The following is an 18,433-nucleotide window of genomic DNA, read 5'->3' as shown; positions in this document are numbered from 1 at the left end:
CCTAAATTTTGATGCTTAAATTATAAATACTAGCACTATCCAAGAGCTTTCCTAACAATTTCCCTATCATCAAAATATATTTTATCTTTACCTATTATCTGATAATCTTCATGCCCTTTTCCTGCTATTATTAATAAATCATCGTCTTTCAAAAGTTTTAATCCTTTTTCAATAGCTTTCTTTCTATCAACAATTTTCTCATAAGTTGAATTTATGACTTCCATTCCTTCTTCAATGTCTTCAATTATTTTTATCGGATCTTCTGTCCTTGGATTATCTGATGTTATTATGCAATAATCTGATAAAATTCCTGCCGCCATTCCCATTACTTTTCTCTTACTCTTATCTCTATCTCCACCACAACCAAATACAGTAATAAGTTTGCCTTTAGTCGTCTCTCTTGCCATCATTAATAGTCTTTCTAGCGCATCCGGAGTGTGTGCGTAATCAACTATTATATTTTTATTTAAATTATTTTTTATCATTTCTAGTCTTCCCGGAACATGTTTTAGATTAGATAAACAGCTTATAATGTCACCCATATCCATGCCAAGACCTATACAAGCTCCTATAGCAGCCAAAACATTATATACGGTTATTTTTCCAGGAATATTTACTTTTACATCTGTAATACACCACCAGCGCCATTTTATGTCCCTAAATTTGATTTTGAATATTATACAATCATTTCTATATCTAATCTCAGTTGCTCTAATATCAGCCTCTTTATTTATTCCATAAGTTAAAATCTTGCAACTAGCCTTTTGTATAATTTCTTCTGCTATTCCATCATCTAGATTTATAACTCCTAGCTCACATTTTTTAAACAATTTTATCTTTTCATTCTTATAATTCTCCATTGTTCCATGTTCTTCAAGATGATCTTGAGATAGATTTGTAAATACTCCAACTTTAAAATCACAATACTCAACTCTCTGTTTTGCTAATGCAGACGAAGTGACTTCCATTACAATATTTTCAGCACCTTTATTAATAAATTCCCTAAATAATCCTTGTAATTCTAATGATTCAGGTGTTGTAGGATTAACCTTTTGTATGCTTGCTTTTTCTTTATTAAATTCATATCCCAAAGTTCCTATTATAGCTGTTCTTTTTTTATATGACTCCAATATGTCTTTTATATAATGTATAACTGTAGTCTTTCCGTTGGTACCTGTTACTCCAACCAAATTAATTTCTTTAGAAGGTTCATTATAAAACACGTTAGCTATACTTGCTAAAGCTAACTTAGTATTTCTTACTTTTATTACTGTTATATTTTCATTATCTATTTTAATTTCTTCCTGTATCACTATTGCTAAAGCGCCACTTTTTATTGCTTCATCTATATAGTCGTGACCATCTGCATTAGCCCCCTTTATGCAGATAAACACTGAACCTCCTTTCACTTTTCTAGAATCATAACTAACACTCCTAGCATCTATATCAACACTGCCGCTAATTATTTCGTAATCTAAATCTTTTAATAAATTGTATAACTTCATTTTTATTCCTCCAAGAATTACTTAACTTCTTATATCTTCATTATATACAACATTTTCGCATTAAATAGTGCATATATTGCTTGATATACTGCAAAAAGTGCTTTATGATTTTAATATATATGTTGCAATTGAATTTTTACATTATTATTATAATTGTGCACTTAGCTTACTTGAATTTTAAATGTAAGTTCATTATTGCTACATATATAAAACTAAAATTTATATATACACATCTTAGAGTTAATTGAATATATATTTATATCTTATATTTTTAATTAATACATTTGTAATTAGAGTTATTTCAAGGGAGTTTTCAACTATGAATAAAAATAGTAATAAATCAGGCTACTTAAACAATGATTTTCAATTATTTCATTTAAAAGATAAAAAAAATCAAGAATTTGAATTCCATTATCACGACTTTAATAAAATAATAATTTTTTTATCTGGAAAAGTAACTTATTTAATTGAAGGAAAAGCATACAACTTAAAACCATGGGATATTCTACTTGTAAATAATCATGACGTTCATAAACCTATTATTGATTCTTCTGAAATTTATGAAAGAATTATTATTTGGGCGAATTCTGATTTTATAGAAAACCATAACTATGAAAATTGTGATTTATCTACTTGTTTTAGACTAGCGAATGAAAAAAGTTTCAATCTTATTAGACTTAATAGTAAATTACAAGATAACATTAAGTTTATAATAGATTCACTAATGACTTCCTTTAACTCACAAGATTTTGGTAGTAAACTTTTGAGCAATTCATTATTCATTCAATTGCTTGTATACTTAAATAGAGTGCATCTTAACAACATGTACATTAATGATGAAGCATCTCTCAAATATGATAAGCAAATTGAAAAAATCTTGAAATATATAAATAATAATTTATCTGAGAATCTTTCTACAGAAACTTTATCTCAAAAGTTTTATATTAGTAAATATTATCTTATGCATAAGTTTAAAAAAGAGACTGGATATACTCTTCATAACTATGTAAATCAAAAGAGATTACTAATGGCAAAGGACCTTATAAGTAGTGGTGAGCAAATTACGAAAGTTTATTTACAATGTGGATTTAATGATTATACATGTTTTCTACGTTCATTTAAAAACCTGTTTAAAAAATCTCCAAGTGAGTTTTCCCCAAAAACAAAAAAACTATCTTAAAATAGTTTTCTATTCTTAAGATAGTTTTTAATAAGTTACCAGTATAAATATGCTAACTCATTGATATTAATTAAATTTAATATGGCAATAACCAGTAGGATTTTTTTCTAAATAATCTTGGTGATATTCTTCTGCTGTGTAGTATTTCTTTAACGGTTTTACCTCAGTTACAACTTGAACATCGCATTTTTCTTGAATACTTGCTTTACTTCTATTAATTGTATCAGCATCAGATTCATCAATATAATAAATTCCACTTCTATATTGAGTACCAACATCTCCAGCTTGTTTATTTAATGTCGTAGGATCGATGATACTCCAAAACTTATCTAATAATTCATCAAGCGAAACTTTTTTTTCATCGTATGTTATGTAGCATACCTCAACAAAGTCTGTATCATTTTTGCAAACTTCTTCATATGTTGGATTTTCTGTTTTTCCATTTGCATATCCTACTTCTGTTTCTAATACTCCTGGTATCATAGAAAAGAATTTCTCTACACCCCAGAAGCAGCCTCCGCCAAAAACTATTTTTTTCATATTTAACACATCCTTTAACAGCATTATAAACCCAAATAATAGTACTTTGCAATTATATATATTATAATTGAATTTCTAAATTTTTATCTTAATTGAGAGCTTGGCTTAGTACAAAAATAAATATAGATTTATCATTGTAACAAACCTGTAAAGTGAAATGATGTGCCTTATAAAATCAAGTTTTCTTTTCACTATTGACTCTATCCATCCAATTTAAAATATCCTTATATACCTGTAATTTATTTACTTCGTGTAAAAGATCATGATATTTGTCTGAATATATTTTAGTAAAGATTTTCTCGTATCCTATTTTTTTTATAAACCGTGTTAATTCATTAAATCTTTTTATACTTATAATAACTATATCATCTTCTCCTGCAATCGATAGAATCGGGAGATTTAAGTTTCTTTTTGCCCAGTCTTTTTTGCTATAGTCAATTTTTATTAAGTTACATAGATTTTCAAAACCATTTATTGTGAAAATAAATCCACAACCTTCATCATTCGTAAACTTATCTCTTTCTATTTCTGAGGTTGTTATAACATTATCGCCTATTCCTCGAATTATTTTATGTATAAAAATTGATCTATAATGATCTCCCTTTATCTTTTCTATAATTTTACACAATTTTTTAATATACGGTATAACTTTATTCTTTACTGGTGAACCACAAAGTATAAGACCATCTAACTCATAATCATATTTTTTTAAGTATGCTCTTGCAATTAATGATCCCATACTAAATCCAAATAAAAAGTAAGGATATTTCTTGTACCCTTGCTTCATATATAGTGTTATCTGATGTAAATCCTCTACGAGATTTGTGGTTCCGTTGTTATAAAAATATCCATAATCATTTTTAGTAATAACACTTTCACCATGACCTATGTGATCATGGACTATAGAAATATAACCATTGCTGCCTAAATAATCCATGAACTGTATATAACGTTTTCTATGCTCCATCATACCATGACTAATTTGAAATATTCCCTTTATTTCGCCCTTAGGTACATAAAGCGTTATACCTAGATTTATATTGTCTTGCATAGATTTCATCTTAAAATCCTTAAATTTTTTAGAATAATCTTCCACTTCATTTTCATAAGATAATTTATTCATAAATTCCTCTTTATTAAAAAGCTTATTTTTTTATATACTTCCCTTATTTATAGAAATTTAAAATACTTATGAAAGAAATCTATAAAACTCCAATGTCTTGCTTTATGTTTCTTACAAAACAAAATACCCAAAAGCTCATTTAAGATTCTTTCAGGCATTTTAAATTTCCTAATTTAATATAATAAATTTTTATTATAAATTCTCATATACTGCCTTATCATATAAGTAAATAATTGCGAATAAATAATCCTTTAAACTTATAATCGCTTTACAAAAAACACTAACTTCAATATCTATATATACAAAAGCCATGATACTATATTATCATTTTTCTGTTCACTAACACTCTCTCCAACTGTTTAGATAACAATTTAATCTCGCTAGTAAGCTCACTAATTTCTTTTTCCTTTTCTTTTATTCTAGTATCCTTGAGCTTTAATTGCTCTTTTAGTAATTTTAATTCTTTATTAAAACCTTCAATATAATTATGAGAAATAGCTTGTAATTGAGAACGTGAGATTCCTATTTCTAAATCGTTGTATACATTATGTTTAAGCTCACTAAATATCTTATCCCTGTTGCCATACTCTATATATGATATTAATTTCTCATTAATTTCTCTATTTCCATTTAGAACTCTAAAAAATACATTAGTTATTATATTTAATATCTCTATTCCAGAGCCATAAATTTTATTATTCTTATCAGATACAATAAATGTATTAATTTTACTCTGAACATTATCTTGCATACTTAAATTAATATTTCTATTGTTATATATATCAAAGAAATTTTGCATTATACTACAATTTCTATTTCCTACTTTTGCTTCAATAACTATCCCACCTGATTCTCCATCATTCTTAGTAATAAATGAATAGAACTTCTTTAAAAGTCTTTTTGTCACTATTGAATACGAATCATCTGATTCATTTAAATTTTGCTTAATTGAGCTTGAAATTATTTTGAATCTTAATCTGCTAATCAATGTTGGTAATTTATTTACAAACTCACTTATTATAATTTTATCAATATTCTTGTATACTTCCTCTTTTAATATTATATTATCCATTGGTATATTTGCATCACTATCCAGAAGACATTCTTTCTTATACTCATTTAATTTTCTTTTCAATTCACATTCACTGTTTTTCCAATCGATGCAATAATCATATTCAAAAATCAACCCTACCATTGAGAAATTTCCGCTTTTATCTAAACTTCTAATTCCCCTTTCATCAATAAACATTACATATTTTTTCCCCATATAAACTTCTCCCCTTCACTAATTACTCTTTAACCTAATATACCCAATATTCTTTACAACGCACAACAACAGATACATCCTTATAACTATCCTAAGCATGCTTTTTTACATATAATTTATTAAACATCATCGTACTAATGCGATTTTTTAAAGGAAATATATTTTTTATTACCATACTACTCAAAATTAAATTCTCCTCTATTTTTTGATACGTCGAAATAGCAAATACAATCACAAAATAAGTTTAAATTTATCTTGCAATTGTATCCGTTAATACTAAATAAATATATGGCATACTTCTATAGATTTAGAACTTAGATTACTAAATTTATGAAAAATATTTTTCTAGTATTCTAGAGCTCTTAAAATATTTATAGAGACAGGATAATTTACTTGTTAAAATTATCCTGTCTCTATAGAAAATATATCAGTTTAGATTACTGTCTATTTATTTTTGTCATTTCCCTTACCTTTGGAATCTGAATTGCCATTATTACTTTTCTCTGACTTTGATGAGTTGCTATTTCCCTGAGTTCCAGAACCCTTTTTTTCGGATCCATTTGAAGCCTTTTCATATTTCCTGTCTTGGTCTTCTTCTTGATTAATGTCTGCATTACTATTTTCTTCTTTTTTCAAATTACCATTATTACTTTTCTCATTCCATGAATTATTGCCTTTTTCTGTCTTAGCTTCTTTAGTTTTTTGATCTCCTATTGATGATTGTGTAAATGTAATATCTTCTTCTGTTGATCCAGACGCTACATTAGCATCCTGATTACTAGTGCTTGTGTTTGTATCTGTTCCAGTGTTAGTATTTGTATTACTATCTGTAACATTCGTATTAGTATCTACAGAATTCTTTACATCAACAGCATCATTATCATTTCTAGTCATTTTTCTCAATTCTTTAGTTTTCTTTTGAATTTCCTTAACCGAAATCGATTTATAATCGTCTACCTTAATACTTGGATCTAGTGCTTGAAGCTTTTGTATAAGATTTAATTTTCCTGGAGTTATTCCGAGTTGCCTTGCTTCATCTCTTCTTGCAAGTGCTACTTTATCAGTTTCAACTTCTGCTTCCAAATCATTATTTTTTAATGTTTCATCTGCAGTTTCTTTTAAAGATTCATTTAACTTATCTGCTAAACCATCCTTATCTGTAGATACTGTAATTTCAACTGCTGCAGCTGTAGTTACATTTGTACTATCTTCCTTTATGTAACCATCTGATATGGCATTTGTTATTACTGTGCTGACTGCATTGTCAACTTTAGTGTTTACCAGATTAGTTCCTTCTAGAACTTTTTCACCATCTTCATTATATGCTTCTGCAGATACCACTGTATCAAAAGCGTTTACTCCTAGCTCAACACTCGGATTAATATCTAAACTGACATATGCTACTGGAGTTTTAGCATAAGCATATACTCCTCCTCCTAAACTAAATGCTACTGCTATCGATGCAGCTAAAGCAATTTTTCTCTTCATATAAGTTCCCCCTAAAATATTTTTTATCTTATTGTTAAATGTATTTTTCTTGCTTAAGTATCCCGCTTTTTTCTTTACAGATTCTTCAATACGTTGTCTAGAAGACAAGTCCATAGATAGGTTAATATTTTCATTCAATAATAAATCAGTATCACTAATGTTTAAGTCATCTAATAATTCAAATAATTTATCATCCAATTTATCTCCCACCTCCCAATATTTTTTTTAATTTTTCCATACACCTAGAAACTTTTTTATCAATTGTATTAACTTTTAAACACAGATCACTGGAAATGTCTTTTGAACTTTGATGTAAGTAATATTTTCTTATAATTATTTCACTATCAGGTTCTCCTAATGATTTTATAGCATTTATAAGCTCAGAATTGCTTTCTTTTAATAAAATCGAATTCGCCGCATCATCTACAACACTATGTAATTCTTGGGCTACATCATCTATTGGAAGATGATTATTATTTTTATTTTTTCTATACATATCTATAGCCTTTCTTTTTGCTATAATTGCTAAAAAGGCTTTGATTGATCCCTTATCTAAATCAATTCTATTTTTATAATGAAATACTTCAAAAAACACATCACTTACACATTCTTCTATATCTTCTTTTGAATACATTCCAGAAAGTTTATTAAATATTATTGTGTAAATAAGTGCCATATAGTTATCCATCAGCTTTTTAAGGCCTATTTCCGGCTTCTCATCCAAAAGTTTTAGTAATTCAATATCCGAAATCAAAACGCACCTTCTTCCCCTAAAATTTCGTTATATATTATACAATTCGTAATACATAAATAAAATCTGACAATAAATTTCAAAAAATATAATAATTTTTACATTATCAATATCAAATACTTATATTTTCTTTTCTCTCCTGTTCTATGTAATATATATCAAATATATAGATAAATCCTATTAATGCTATTACTAGTGATTCTTCAATAATAACCTTTTATATTATTTCACGATATATTCCAATTAAATTTATACATTCTGTTCCTCCACTGGATCTAATGAAGCTCTAAATTTAAATTGGTTATCGCAAAAAAATGAGTAGCTATTATTATTTTCTATATTAGCTACTCATTTTAAACTATTTAATTATTTTTATTTTTATCCTTATTACCATTCTGCGAGTTTGAATTACCGTTATCACTTTGTTTTTGAGTTTTAGCTGAATTATCTTTTGATTTTTCAACTGCTGTGGCATTTTCTTCTCTTTTACTAGATGAGTCACTATTTTCTTCTTTCTTAACACTTCCATTTCCATTTGATTTAGAAGAAGAATTGCTTATTTTATCTTCTGTAACTGCATCTTGATTAGCACCACTCTCTATGTTTCCACCAGTATTTGCATCATCTTTAACTGTAGTCTCTTCATTATTATTGATCTTCTTTAATTCTTTAGTCTTCTTTTGTATATCTTTTACAGAACTTGATTTATAATCTTCTACACTTATAGTTGGATCTAATTCCTGTAGTTTTTGTATCAAGTTTAGTTTACCTGGAGTTATTCCTAACGTTCTTGCTTCATCTCTTCTTGCAAGAGCAACATTCTGAGTTTCAACTGTTGCTTCTATGTTATTTTCCTCTAATGATTTGTCGGCAATTTGTTTTAAAGATTCATCTAACTTCGTTGCCACATTATCTTTATCCGTAGCTGTAGTAATTTCAACTGCCGATGTACCGTCTTCCTTTATATATCCATCCGAAACTGCCTTTGTAATAATATTCTTAACTGCATCATCAACATCGCTATTTACTAGGTTAGTATCTTCCAACACCTTTTTACCATCTTCATTATATGCTTCTGCAGAAATAACTTGATCAAATGTATTTACTGATAATTCAATACTTGGATTAATATCTACACTAACATATGCTACAGGAGTGTTCTTTGCATGAGCATATACACCTCCCCCTAAACTTGAAAGCGCTACAACAGATAGTACTAAAGCTATTTTTCTTTTCATATAAATTCCCCCTAAAATATAATTCATTTTTTCTTTAAAAGTATTATTTGATTTATAATAACCAGTTTTTTGGCCAACTAATTTTTCAATTCTTTTTATAGTAATATCATCTAATGATAACTTTATATCTTTATATAGCAACAGATTAGTATCACTAATATTTAAATCATCCAATTTTTCAACTAGTTTATTCTCCAAATTATAAAATCCCTCCCAATAGTTATTTTTTTGTGCACAAACTAACTATTTTTTTCTTTACTCTTCTTAATAATTTTAAAACCCTGGTTTTAATAAATACTGTAAAACTTCTATCAGTTGTTTTTTGCTTTTCATAATATAATTCGTATTGTTATTATGAAATCTGACAATACCGCTGATAGAATTTAAATAAATTTAATTAAGAAAAAAGAGCCCTATTTATTTGGCTCTTTTCTTACAGGTTTATATTTTGAATTTGGATCATTTGGATTTATGTAATCATAATCTCCATTTTCAGTCTTTCTTAATCCTAATGATGCCATTTGCTTTTTAGTGACTTTACGTTTATTAGTCATAATTATCTCTCCTTACACTTCTTTAGATTTAACTCATATTAAAAATTTGTATCAGTAATCTACATAATGATATGTAAATATTATTTCTAAATAACATATAAACTAATGTGGTTAAATATTATCATCATTAATCTATATTATATAAGGTATATAGATCTAAAATCTTCTTTTGTAATATCTTATGTACTTATATCTAAATTTCTATTTTGCATATTATTCTTGACTTTAGTATACGCACTCATTCTAAGTTTATACTAATTTATGATTCATCTTATTATGTTAAGCTGCTCATAAAACTACTTAAGGCAGCTCCATAATACTGTGAAGCATAAATCTCCTACTAATCTTAAGACTTCTTTAAATGAATCAGTCTTCTCGTGATTTATACCCGCAACGAATCAACTCAATGTCCACCAATTTGGCTTCATATAGATAACTAAGGAATAAAAAAAAACAAACTCAGAAATATTTGTAACTTCTAAGTCTGCATCTCTTAATAATTTAATATAAGTTTTAGTTCATAACAATAATGAAATCTAGACAATAAAATTCTCATCCTTAATTTGATATATGTTGGGAGAAAGATCTATCTATATAATTTCTACTTTTATTTAGGAATTTACTCTCTATTTCCTTATCCCAAAACTTCATAGCTGGTTTTCCGATAAAATTAATTCTTGCACCTTCAATAACCATGCATATGAAAAACACAAGAGAAATAGTAATTATAGCATGAAGCGACAACCATCTTGAATTGTAAAAGGAATTATTTTTAGCAATATGTTCCCATAAGTAACTCCGAACAAGATTATTATCATGAATCAAATATATTCCAAATGTAGTTGAAGATATACTATTAATTATCTTTTTAGATCCAATATCTAATTTTTTAAAATAAAGAAATAATGAAATTGAGCAAATAAGCATTGGTAGGGAATTCATCTCTCTTAAGAATGTAGGATCAATAGGAAAATCATTTATTCTTAGAGATAACACATCTAGTATAACTACCGAGAACATTATTAAGATATAGCTGCTAGTAAATATCACTAAAAGTAATTTCGTCTTATCAAAAAACTTATGTTGATATTTCCTTATATAACTTGCAACTAAATACAAAAATACAAACCAAGATAAATTATCAATTTCAAGTAATGAATTTGAAAAAGTAGGTATGACTGATAACACTACAATCAGTATGGTAATCAATATCTTATTCTCTTTTTGAGTACAATAATTGATAAGCTTATTTAAATATGGGGATAGTATATATAATTCCACATATGTAGTAGCAAACCAATACTTAGAAAATATTATAGGGAAAAATGATTCAGCAGTTTCTCTAATTCCTATATGAGATATTCCGAATAATTTAAAAATCAGCATTATAACTACAGAATAAAAGAAAACTTGTCCTACAATTTTAGCAAACTTTTTTATATTAAATTTTGAATTAATCATAAAGTATCCTGTAATTAAAACAAAGCAATTAACACCTAATTTCCCACCTAAACTTAAAAATTGGACAATTATCCTATTGTAACTTAGTTCGTTAGGAATATCCCATCCACCATGAACAGAATAATGATGTGCAATAATCATTATTATCGCCAAAATTCTTAGTAACTCCAAATTAGAGCTTCTTCCTATTTTTCTTTCAACCATATTAATCTTCGAGTCAATTTCTGTATTTTCCACCGCATACACCTCATGTCAATAAAACTAACTTAATAGTCTTATACTTAAACTTTCTATTATCACTGGTAAATTATATCATAATTTACTGTTATAATAGCATTTATTTTCAACTTATATTTTTACTGAATATTAACTATATCACGCCTAATGACTATATATAGTTAATATTCTAAAATTTTTAACAATATTTCAACATTCTTTAAATTTTTATTAATAGAAATCACTTTATTATCTTACAAAATACATCCCCAAGCTATCCCCTATACATTTCTAATGGGGTCTATCTATTTGGAACTAATTCTCCTTTTTTTTATTTATATGTTTTTAGCTTATTGATATTACGCAAAAAATTGGAAACTCAACTTTAAGTAATCTATACTTCTCATCCTCTAATAATATCGACTACAACTATATTCATTATGGCAACGTAATTACTAATCAATCTTACCAGATACATTTACTTTATATTCATTAATTCCTAGTATTCATATTAATCTTCTAACATATTTCTGTTATATATTTTATCTAAATTCTAATAATAAAATTTGAGCGGTTCAATATTCGAATTTAAATTATGAAAGGTGGCTAAATAATGAAAAAATTTACTTTTATACTTTCTATTATTTTACTAATCACATTTAATATTAATAAAACGACTGCCACTGCTGCATCTCTCCCTCAAAACTTTTCAGAAGGATTCTACACTATATCAGATTTAAGTATCATGCAAAATGTTATGTATAATGTTCAGAACCTTTCTCCTAACGAAGTTTTTATGATTATTTTCGATAGTAATAAAAGAATTCAACAATCTATAAGGTTCGAAGGACATTCAATGAAATATGTAATGCGTCCTATGAAATATGATTATAAAATTATAATAATTGGTGATGGCAGCATATCATTTTCACCAATCAATATAAATGGCAGATAAATACTCTTTATAATTACAAATGTATATACAAGCTCCTCCTTTATAGGAGCTTGTCTGAAATTTAAGCATTTTTCTACTGATCATGAACAAGGAGGTATACGCCACGCTTAGTTATATCATTTTGAAATTTCCACATTACTTAATTCCTTTAAATAATCCAATTTTATAACCTAACATCTTTATAATTCCATACAACAATAAGGCTATTTTTATTTTATATTTTTGAAGACTTTGCCTTTATCAGTGATCCTGTAACACAAAAAAGAGCCTTAATTATAAGACTCTTAATTCTACATTACTATTAAACCCATAATTCATGACTTTCTCTTTTTAGTGAATATTGACATTTTCCCAATAGTTTAGAGCTTAACTCACTCTTAGCATTTCTATGAATATGCTCATAAGCATCATATACATAGAGAATGTCCAAATCTAAATCTTTAGTATGTTTGTTTAAAGTACTTTCTGCATATAAAAAGTGCTTTTGTAAAGATGGTTGAACTATCCACCTAGATTTTTCTTCTCCTAATTTAATAGATTTATCATTATTCTCAATCATTGATTTCATATCTTTTAAACACATAAATTTAAATTTTTCTGTAGGAATTCTATTGATTATAAGATAATTTTCTAATCTCTTATAAAGATTTTTTTCAACAGAAATGTAGATATTTTCTTTACTTCTTATTCCTTCTTCTATGTAGTTATATAAATTAACAATTAAATGCTGCTCTCCATAGTAGTATAAAATAGAATCTCTTTCACCAGTATTTCTTCGATTGGAACTATATAAATTGCTTGTGTTGCAAAATATACAGTCAGATATTAAATCATCAATAGATTGACTTAAGCAAATTACTTCATCATCCAATAAGTTATTTTGCTTTTTGGCTAGCAAATCATCAAGCCTTTCCTTCCATTCCTTAATATGACACTTTAAACCACAATTATTACATAATACTCTCATTATCTCACCCCATTTTTATTTTAAAACCCTTTTACAATAAAATTATAACATCTTTCTATGTAAATTTATGTCATTACTTGTAAGCTGAAAAAATAATTGTATTTTTTGTAGTTTAAACATACCGGAATTTTCTAAACTCTTCAATGTTTTTGTATTTTCTTTAATTCATCTCGAAATAAATAATTATAGGGTTTATACTGAATTGTTTTTTTATTTCAGGCATTCATATATTCCCCTCTTTATGCTATAATAAAATCAAATAAGTTAGAGTTCAAACTTTCCACTTTGCTTTCTCTAATTATTGATAGGCACTCATAACGAGTGCCTTTTATTTACATTTGCAAAAATTTTAACATATGAATCATAAGAAAACGAAGTTTGTTTTTTCATTAAAAAATATATGATATTTACTTCTATATAATTTTAGTAATCACTTTTTAGTAGTTTCTTAATTCCCAAATTATTATATTTTCTTGGTTTATTCCAACCGGTATTTCAAACAGAGAGAACTCAACCACCATGTCAATTAAAGAATTTTGTGATATATAATCTATAACTTTAGATAATCCACTTATTGGCGGATCTCTTTTTTCTTTTAGATCGTAATTATAAATATTGTATACTGGCTTTTCCATTGCAATTCTATTTGATATTCCTTTTATATCACTTAACGATGCTCTCATAATAAAATCTCTGTCTATCTCTATGTCACCTTGTAATATTAATCTATCATCCGCAATAGCTAAACTCTCGTATACTGCATATCTTTTGTATTTTTTGCTTTTTAGCAGCACCTGATCTTTGGTAAGCATATATAAAAACTTACCGCCTGATACAGATTTATCTCTTATATTATAATATTTATAGGTATTCTCTTCTAAATAACTTTTAAGTTCATCTAAAGTTGAATTATACGTAAATATCTTTTCTGACATTCTATTTAATCCAAGCTTTTTAATCATATAATCACTTTCATATTTATTTCTAATCATGAAATCACTCCATTTTAATTTTGTGTAATAAAAAACACACCTCCATTTCTGAATAATGTGCTATTTCTAATCTTTATAGTTACTATAAAACCTTCATTGTTCCATATAGAACTTGTCTCTACTGACTTTAATTTATTCTAGCATATTTTTGAACAGATTTTATATTTTATTGATATTTTTTAAATTTATATAATTAAAATAGGAAGGTTTCCCTTCCTATTCCATTCCTATAAATTCAACTTTTTCAACATTTCTTATGTTAAGCAAACCCTCTGTCAATGTTTTTATATCTCCATCTACTGTAGACAAATCTATGGTTATACTCAAATTAGCATAACCATTTAACGGTATGCCTTGATTTATTGTTAAAATATCTCCGCCTTTTTCTGTAATATAATTACTTATATTCGATAAAAGCCCTTTTTCATTCTTAAATATAATATTATAGGTAACTTTTCTACCCTCTGAAGTTTCTGCAAAATCAAATACGAAATCTCTATATTTATAATAAACACTTCTACTTATTCCTGCTATTTTCACTGCTTCAGTTATTTCTTTTACTTTTCCATCTTTTAATAATTTTTTTGCAAAAAGAACTTTTTCATAAACATCAGGCAAAACCCTCTTATCTATAACTAAGTAATCTCCACTCATCATTTTGTACCTTCTATAATGGTTGCCCCCGCATTATCTAAAGATAACTCTAATATATTCCATTCCAATCCTTTTATTTGCAAGAATTCTTTAAGCTTATTGCTAAAGCGCTCATCCTTTTCATCGATAATCGCCATGATTGTAGGACCAGCTCCACTTAGATAGCAAGCTAGAGCTCCTAATTCATAACTCTTATTATACACCTCTTCAAAACCAGGAATTAATTTACTCCTATAATTTTGGTGAAAGGCATCTTTACATGCATACCTTAATAATTCATATTTCCCACTAGAAAAACATGCAACCATAAGAGCTGCTCTTGATACATTATATACTCCGTCTTTTAAACTTATTTCCTTCGGAAGCACTTTTCTTGCTTCCTCAGTTGATAATCTAAAATTAGGAATTATTGAAACAAACCTAATTCCACTTTTTACATCTATCTTATCATAATAGGTCTTGTTTTCATCAACTATTGCAACAACCATGCCCCCAAGTAAGGCTGGTGCAACATTGTCTGGATGCCCTTCAATTTCTACAGCCATCTCCAACAACTCTTCTTCTGAAAACTTCTTCCCCAAGATTTCGTTAGCTCCTACTAGTCCCCCAACTATACATGTAGAGCTACTTCCAAGACCTCTAGATACTGGAACATCTTGTTTAATTTCACTTATTTCTAATCCTTTTATTTTATAGCCCGCTTTATCAAAACAATATTTCATTGCTTTGTAAATAATATTCTCTTCATTACAAAACTCTTCTGGCATTCCATTAAACTTCAAACCATCTTCTATTTCCCTGAACCCAAAATCATTGTATAAATTTAATGCTATTCCAAGCGTGTCAAATCCAGGTCCCATATTTGCTGATGTAGCTGGTACTCTAACTGTAATCATATGTTTATCACCTATGAATTCAAATAAGATAATAGAGCATTTCTCATTTCACTCTTATCCCAAATTTCATCATGTATTACTTTTGCATTTTCCAAAGTACTTAAACTATTTGGTATTTTATTGTTTGTTGAATCAGATAATTTATTTAATACTTTAAAATCATCTAATCCCTCTACATCAATATCAAGTGCATTACAAATACTTCTTGGGAATTTAAACGGACTTGCTGTTGAAAGTATTAAAGTTGGTTTGTTATCTTTAGTTTCTTCTATATACTTCTTTTTAACTACATATGCCACTGCTGTATGAGTATCCATCAAGTAATTATCTTTCTTATAAACTTCCTTTATAGCATCATACACTTCTTCTGTAGTCGCAAAGTTTCCATAAAATTCTTTTATGAAGCTTTTAATTTTTTCGTTTACTTCATAAACACCTTTAGTAGTTAGATCTTCCATTAATTTACTAACAACTTCAGTATCTCTGCCGCTTGCTTCAAATAATAATCTTTCAAGATTAGATGAAACAAGTATATCCATAGACGGTGATTCTGTTAAAATAAGTTCTCTTTTCTTGTCATATACCCCAGTTTCAAAGAAATCTGTAAGAACTTTATTTTCATTTGATGCACATATAAATTTATCTATTGGTAATCCCATTTGCTTAGCATAATATCCTGCTAATATGTTTCCAAAATTTCCTGTAGGAACTACAACATTTATAGGTTCATCTCTTTGTATTACTCCTTGGTTCACTAAATTAAAATATCCATAAAAATAATACACTATTTGAGGTACTAATCTTCCAATATTAATGGAGTTTGCCGATGATAAGATAAATCCTTTTTGAGATAGCCCTTCTCTGAATTCATTATCTCCGAAGATTTCTTTTACGCCTGTCTGAGCATCATCGAAATTCCCCTTTATTCCAATGACCTTAACATTGTTTCCTTCTTGACTTGACATTTGTCTTTCCTGAATTGCACTAACACCATTCTTAGGATAATAAACTACAACTTTAAAACCATCAATATTTTTAAAACCTTCAAGTGCAGCTTTTCCTGTATCTCCTGAAGTTGCTGTAAGAATTGTTATATCCTCTTTAACATCACAAATCTTTTTAGCTCTTTTCATGATTTGTGGTAAAAATAATAACGCTGCATCCTTAAATGCACAAGTTGGTCCATGATATAATTCTAAAAAATTGTTCTTTACTTCCACACTGAATCTATCATTATATGCGTCATTAATTGCCCCAGTTAATTCCGCATCATCAATATCTGTGAAAAACTCATTGATAACTTTAAATGCTAGATCTTCATATTTAATATGCGTATCTTCCTTCAATTCATCATAGACTTTAGGAAATTCATCTGGAACATACAATCCGCCATCTTTTGAAATTCCATTAATTATTGCTCTAGCAGATTCTATATTCTTATCCAGACCCCTAGTACTTCTAAACTTCATCTAATATCACCTCAAAATTGTATTAAATATGAAAATATATCTTTATTAATTAACAAATTTAAGTATATATAAACATATTCCACCTGTAATATATATTATCATGTATTCTATAGATAAACAAGTGTTTTTCCATAAAACACATGAAAATCATAATATTTTTTTACATGTAAATGTTTAATGGCATTATTTGGATTGCGCAATCATTAATTCTTAAATCTGGGCACTCTGGTACAAAAATATTATTTTTCTCTAAACACTCTATAAGGGGAGTAAATTGCTCAAAAAACTTTTCATAAAACTGTTCTTGGCCAGTTTTTCTAAGTAAACTTATAGAATCTTGTTCTTCAGTGCACGTTTTTATTACTTTTCCTATGACCCTACACGGACAATTTATATTATCAAATATATTAAATTTATTATTCATGAAATTATCTTTATTGACGTTTAGTATTATTGTTCCATTTCCACATTTCATAATTAAATCTGTAGTGTTATTATTTTCTAAAATACTTTTCATATAAGTCAGCATTTTTAAGCACATTGAAAAATTTATTTTCACATTACATTCTTTAGTTAGATCATCCAAGTATTCTGCTCCAAATATTGTTATCAAATTAATTAGAGTTTCAATATAAGACATAATGCTTTTATTTGTAATTGTTCCTTCAATCTCAATTAGATCTCCTGGATATATATTATTATTTTCTATATCTTTTTCATTTTTATGCTGCAACTGTTTATTTTCATTAAAGTAGTTAATTAAACTTCCATTTAATACGAATGTAGTATAAGTAGTTTTAACTTGTCTTTCCTCTCTTACGCATTGCCTTGCATCTATTTCTTTATCAATATGATGATGCTCAAAATTATTATTAGCATCTATTTCATTTTTATCCTTAAATCCTTTTCTCTCAATTCTTGTAACACTTCCTTGATTAGAATTTTCTATTCTATCTCCCTCATGAAACCCTGCTGATAATGTTCTATCAAAAGCTTGAGTTCTAGTTATTGTTTCTATAAATCCAGTTAACACTAAAGAGGATAAATTTCTAACTAAAATTTCATCTAAATAAACAAGTATACCAAAAGGATTGCTCATATATACTCCTTTCAAAAAGGTTAATATCTATTCGTTTCTTCTTATATATTATTCATATTCATACTAATATAAAATATT

General features: G+C 27.3%; 17 protein-coding genes. 2 read left to right on the top strand and 15 right to left on the bottom strand.

All coding sequences use genetic code 11. The features are described from left to right. Positions 1-35 precede the first annotated feature (35 nt). Positions 36-1,505 (bottom strand): UDP-N-acetylmuramoyl-L-alanyl-D-glutamate--2,6-diaminopimelate ligase, encoded by a 1,470-nt coding sequence (locus F3K33_RS06985; protein ID WP_023974261.1) that lies wholly within the window; start codon positions 1,503-1,505, stop codon positions 36-38. A gap of 319 nt (positions 1,506-1,824) precedes the next feature. Here F3K33_RS06985 and F3K33_RS06980 point away from each other — a divergent pair, with 319 nt between their 5' ends. After that, positions 1,825-2,685 (top strand): AraC family transcriptional regulator, encoded by an 861-nt coding sequence (locus tag F3K33_RS06980; RefSeq protein WP_023974262.1) that lies wholly within the window; start codon positions 1,825-1,827, stop codon positions 2,683-2,685. Positions 2,686-2,751: 66 nt separating this feature from the next. Here the strand turns inward: F3K33_RS06980 and msrA are convergent, their stop codons facing one another. The 8 genes from msrA to F3K33_RS06945 form a co-directional block, all read right to left on the bottom strand. Further along, the gene (gene msrA, locus F3K33_RS06975) at positions 2,752-3,225 is read right to left on the bottom strand and encodes a peptide-methionine (S)-S-oxide reductase MsrA (protein WP_023974263.1); all 474 of its coding nucleotides are present in this window, start codon (positions 3,223-3,225) and stop codon (positions 2,752-2,754) included. A gap of 175 nt (positions 3,226-3,400) precedes the next feature. Next, positions 3,401-4,348 carry an alpha/beta fold hydrolase gene (locus F3K33_RS06970; RefSeq protein ID WP_011968639.1) on the bottom strand — a complete coding sequence of 316 codons (948 nt, stop codon included), beginning with the start codon at positions 4,346-4,348 and terminating at the stop codon, positions 3,401-3,403. Positions 4,349-4,664: 316 nt separating this feature from the next. Next, positions 4,665-5,615: a DUF3800 domain-containing protein gene (locus F3K33_RS06965; protein ID WP_039772070.1), complete on the bottom strand. Its 951-nt coding sequence runs from the start codon at positions 5,613-5,615 to the stop codon at positions 4,665-4,667. Positions 5,616-6,059: 444 nt separating this feature from the next. Further along, on the bottom strand, positions 6,060-7,301 hold the full coding sequence (locus tag F3K33_RS06960; protein WP_039772069.1) for an anti-sigma-I factor RsgI family protein: 1,242 nt from the start codon (positions 7,299-7,301) through the stop codon (positions 6,060-6,062). Position 7,302: 1 nt separating this feature from the next. Continuing rightward, complete coding sequence (locus F3K33_RS06955) at positions 7,303-7,857, bottom strand: sigma-70 family RNA polymerase sigma factor (RefSeq protein WP_011968636.1); 555 nt, start codon at positions 7,855-7,857, stop codon at positions 7,303-7,305. 359 nt (positions 7,858-8,216) lie between these two features. After that, entirely contained in the window at positions 8,217-9,290 is a 1,074-nt protein-coding gene (locus F3K33_RS06950) for an anti-sigma-I factor RsgI family protein (RefSeq protein WP_039772067.1), read from the bottom strand. Positions 9,291-9,505: 215 nt separating this feature from the next. Then, on the bottom strand, positions 9,506-9,646 hold the full coding sequence (locus F3K33_RS26295; RefSeq protein ID WP_011968634.1) for a hypothetical protein: 141 nt from the start codon (positions 9,644-9,646) through the stop codon (positions 9,506-9,508). Between the two features lie 558 nt (positions 9,647-10,204). Next, positions 10,205-11,344, bottom strand: coding sequence for an acyltransferase (locus tag F3K33_RS06945; protein ID WP_039772065.1), 1,140 nt, complete (start codon positions 11,342-11,344; stop codon positions 10,205-10,207). Between the two features lie 592 nt (positions 11,345-11,936). Here F3K33_RS06945 and F3K33_RS06940 point away from each other — a divergent pair. Next, a complete protein-coding gene (locus tag F3K33_RS06940; RefSeq protein ID WP_011968632.1) occupies positions 11,937-12,278 on the top strand; it encodes a hypothetical protein in 342 nt (113 codons plus the stop codon). A gap of 301 nt (positions 12,279-12,579) precedes the next feature. Here F3K33_RS06940 and F3K33_RS06935 read toward each other — a convergent pair whose 3' ends face one another. From F3K33_RS06935 to F3K33_RS06910, 6 genes are all read right to left on the bottom strand, one after another. Further along, the gene (locus tag F3K33_RS06935) at positions 12,580-13,245 is read right to left on the bottom strand and encodes a hypothetical protein (RefSeq protein ID WP_011968631.1); all 666 of its coding nucleotides are present in this window, start codon (positions 13,243-13,245) and stop codon (positions 12,580-12,582) included. A 437-nt stretch (positions 13,246-13,682) separates the two neighbouring features. Further along, a complete protein-coding gene (locus F3K33_RS06930) occupies positions 13,683-14,237 on the bottom strand; it encodes a hypothetical protein (RefSeq protein WP_039772063.1) in 555 nt (184 codons plus the stop codon). A gap of 216 nt (positions 14,238-14,453) precedes the next feature. Further along, the gene (locus F3K33_RS06925) at positions 14,454-14,891 is read right to left on the bottom strand and encodes an ACT domain-containing protein (protein WP_023974269.1); all 438 of its coding nucleotides are present in this window, start codon (positions 14,889-14,891) and stop codon (positions 14,454-14,456) included. After that, positions 14,891-15,787, bottom strand: coding sequence for a homoserine kinase (gene thrB, locus F3K33_RS06920; protein ID WP_039772061.1), 897 nt, complete (start codon positions 15,785-15,787; stop codon positions 14,891-14,893). Before thrB ends, F3K33_RS06925 begins: the two co-directional genes overlap by 1 nt. Before the next feature lie 11 nt (positions 15,788-15,798). Further along, positions 15,799-17,256 carry a threonine synthase gene (gene thrC / locus F3K33_RS06915; protein ID WP_039772060.1) on the bottom strand — a complete coding sequence of 486 codons (1,458 nt, stop codon included), beginning with the start codon at positions 17,254-17,256 and terminating at the stop codon, positions 15,799-15,801. 160 nt (positions 17,257-17,416) lie between these two features. Then, positions 17,417-18,355, bottom strand: a complete 939-nt coding sequence (locus tag F3K33_RS06910; RefSeq protein ID WP_039772058.1) for a DUF6414 family protein — start codon at positions 18,353-18,355, stop codon at positions 17,417-17,419. Between the last annotated feature and the right edge of the window lie 78 nt (positions 18,356-18,433).

Source organism: Clostridium beijerinckii, assembly GCF_008705175.1.
GTDB lineage: Bacteria > Bacillota > Clostridia > Clostridiales > Clostridiaceae > Clostridium > Clostridium beijerinckii.
The sequence above is the reverse complement of the archived record's forward strand: the minus strand, read 5'-3'. Positions and strand labels throughout refer to the sequence as shown.

Bases quoted from the DNA above. Each gene is read 5' to 3' on its own strand.
- F3K33_RS06965 (WP_039772070.1), bottom strand. From the start codon at position 5,615: ATGGGGAAAAAATATGTAATGTTTATTGATGAAAGGGGAATTAGAAGT.
- F3K33_RS06930 (WP_039772063.1), bottom strand. From the start codon at position 14,237: ATGATTAGAAATAAATATGAAAGTGATTATATGATTAAAAAGCTTGGA.
- thrB (WP_039772061.1), bottom strand. From the start codon at position 15,787: ATGATTACAGTTAGAGTACCAGCTACATCAGCAAATATGGGACCTGGA.
- F3K33_RS06910 (WP_039772058.1), bottom strand. From the start codon at position 18,355: ATGAGCAATCCTTTTGGTATACTTGTTTATTTAGATGAAATTTTAGTT.
- F3K33_RS06980 (WP_023974262.1), top strand. From the start codon at position 1,825: ATGAATAAAAATAGTAATAAATCAGGCTACTTAAACAATGATTTTCAA.
- F3K33_RS06935 (WP_011968631.1), bottom strand. From the start codon at position 13,245: ATGAGAGTATTATGTAATAATTGTGGTTTAAAGTGTCATATTAAGGAA.
- F3K33_RS26295 (WP_011968634.1), bottom strand. From the start codon at position 9,646: ATGACTAATAAACGTAAAGTCACTAAAAAGCAAATGGCATCATTAGGA.
- thrC (WP_039772060.1), bottom strand. From the start codon at position 17,256: ATGAAGTTTAGAAGTACTAGGGGTCTGGATAAGAATATAGAATCTGCT.
- msrA (WP_023974263.1), bottom strand. From the start codon at position 3,225: ATGAAAAAAATAGTTTTTGGCGGAGGCTGCTTCTGGGGTGTAGAGAAA.
- F3K33_RS06940 (WP_011968632.1), top strand. From the start codon at position 11,937: ATGAAAAAATTTACTTTTATACTTTCTATTATTTTACTAATCACATTT.
- F3K33_RS06970 (WP_011968639.1), bottom strand. From the start codon at position 4,348: ATGAATAAATTATCTTATGAAAATGAAGTGGAAGATTATTCTAAAAAA.
- F3K33_RS06985 (WP_023974261.1), bottom strand. From the start codon at position 1,505: ATGAAGTTATACAATTTATTAAAAGATTTAGATTACGAAATAATTAGC.
- F3K33_RS06925 (WP_023974269.1), bottom strand. From the start codon at position 14,891: ATGAGTGGAGATTACTTAGTTATAGATAAGAGGGTTTTGCCTGATGTT.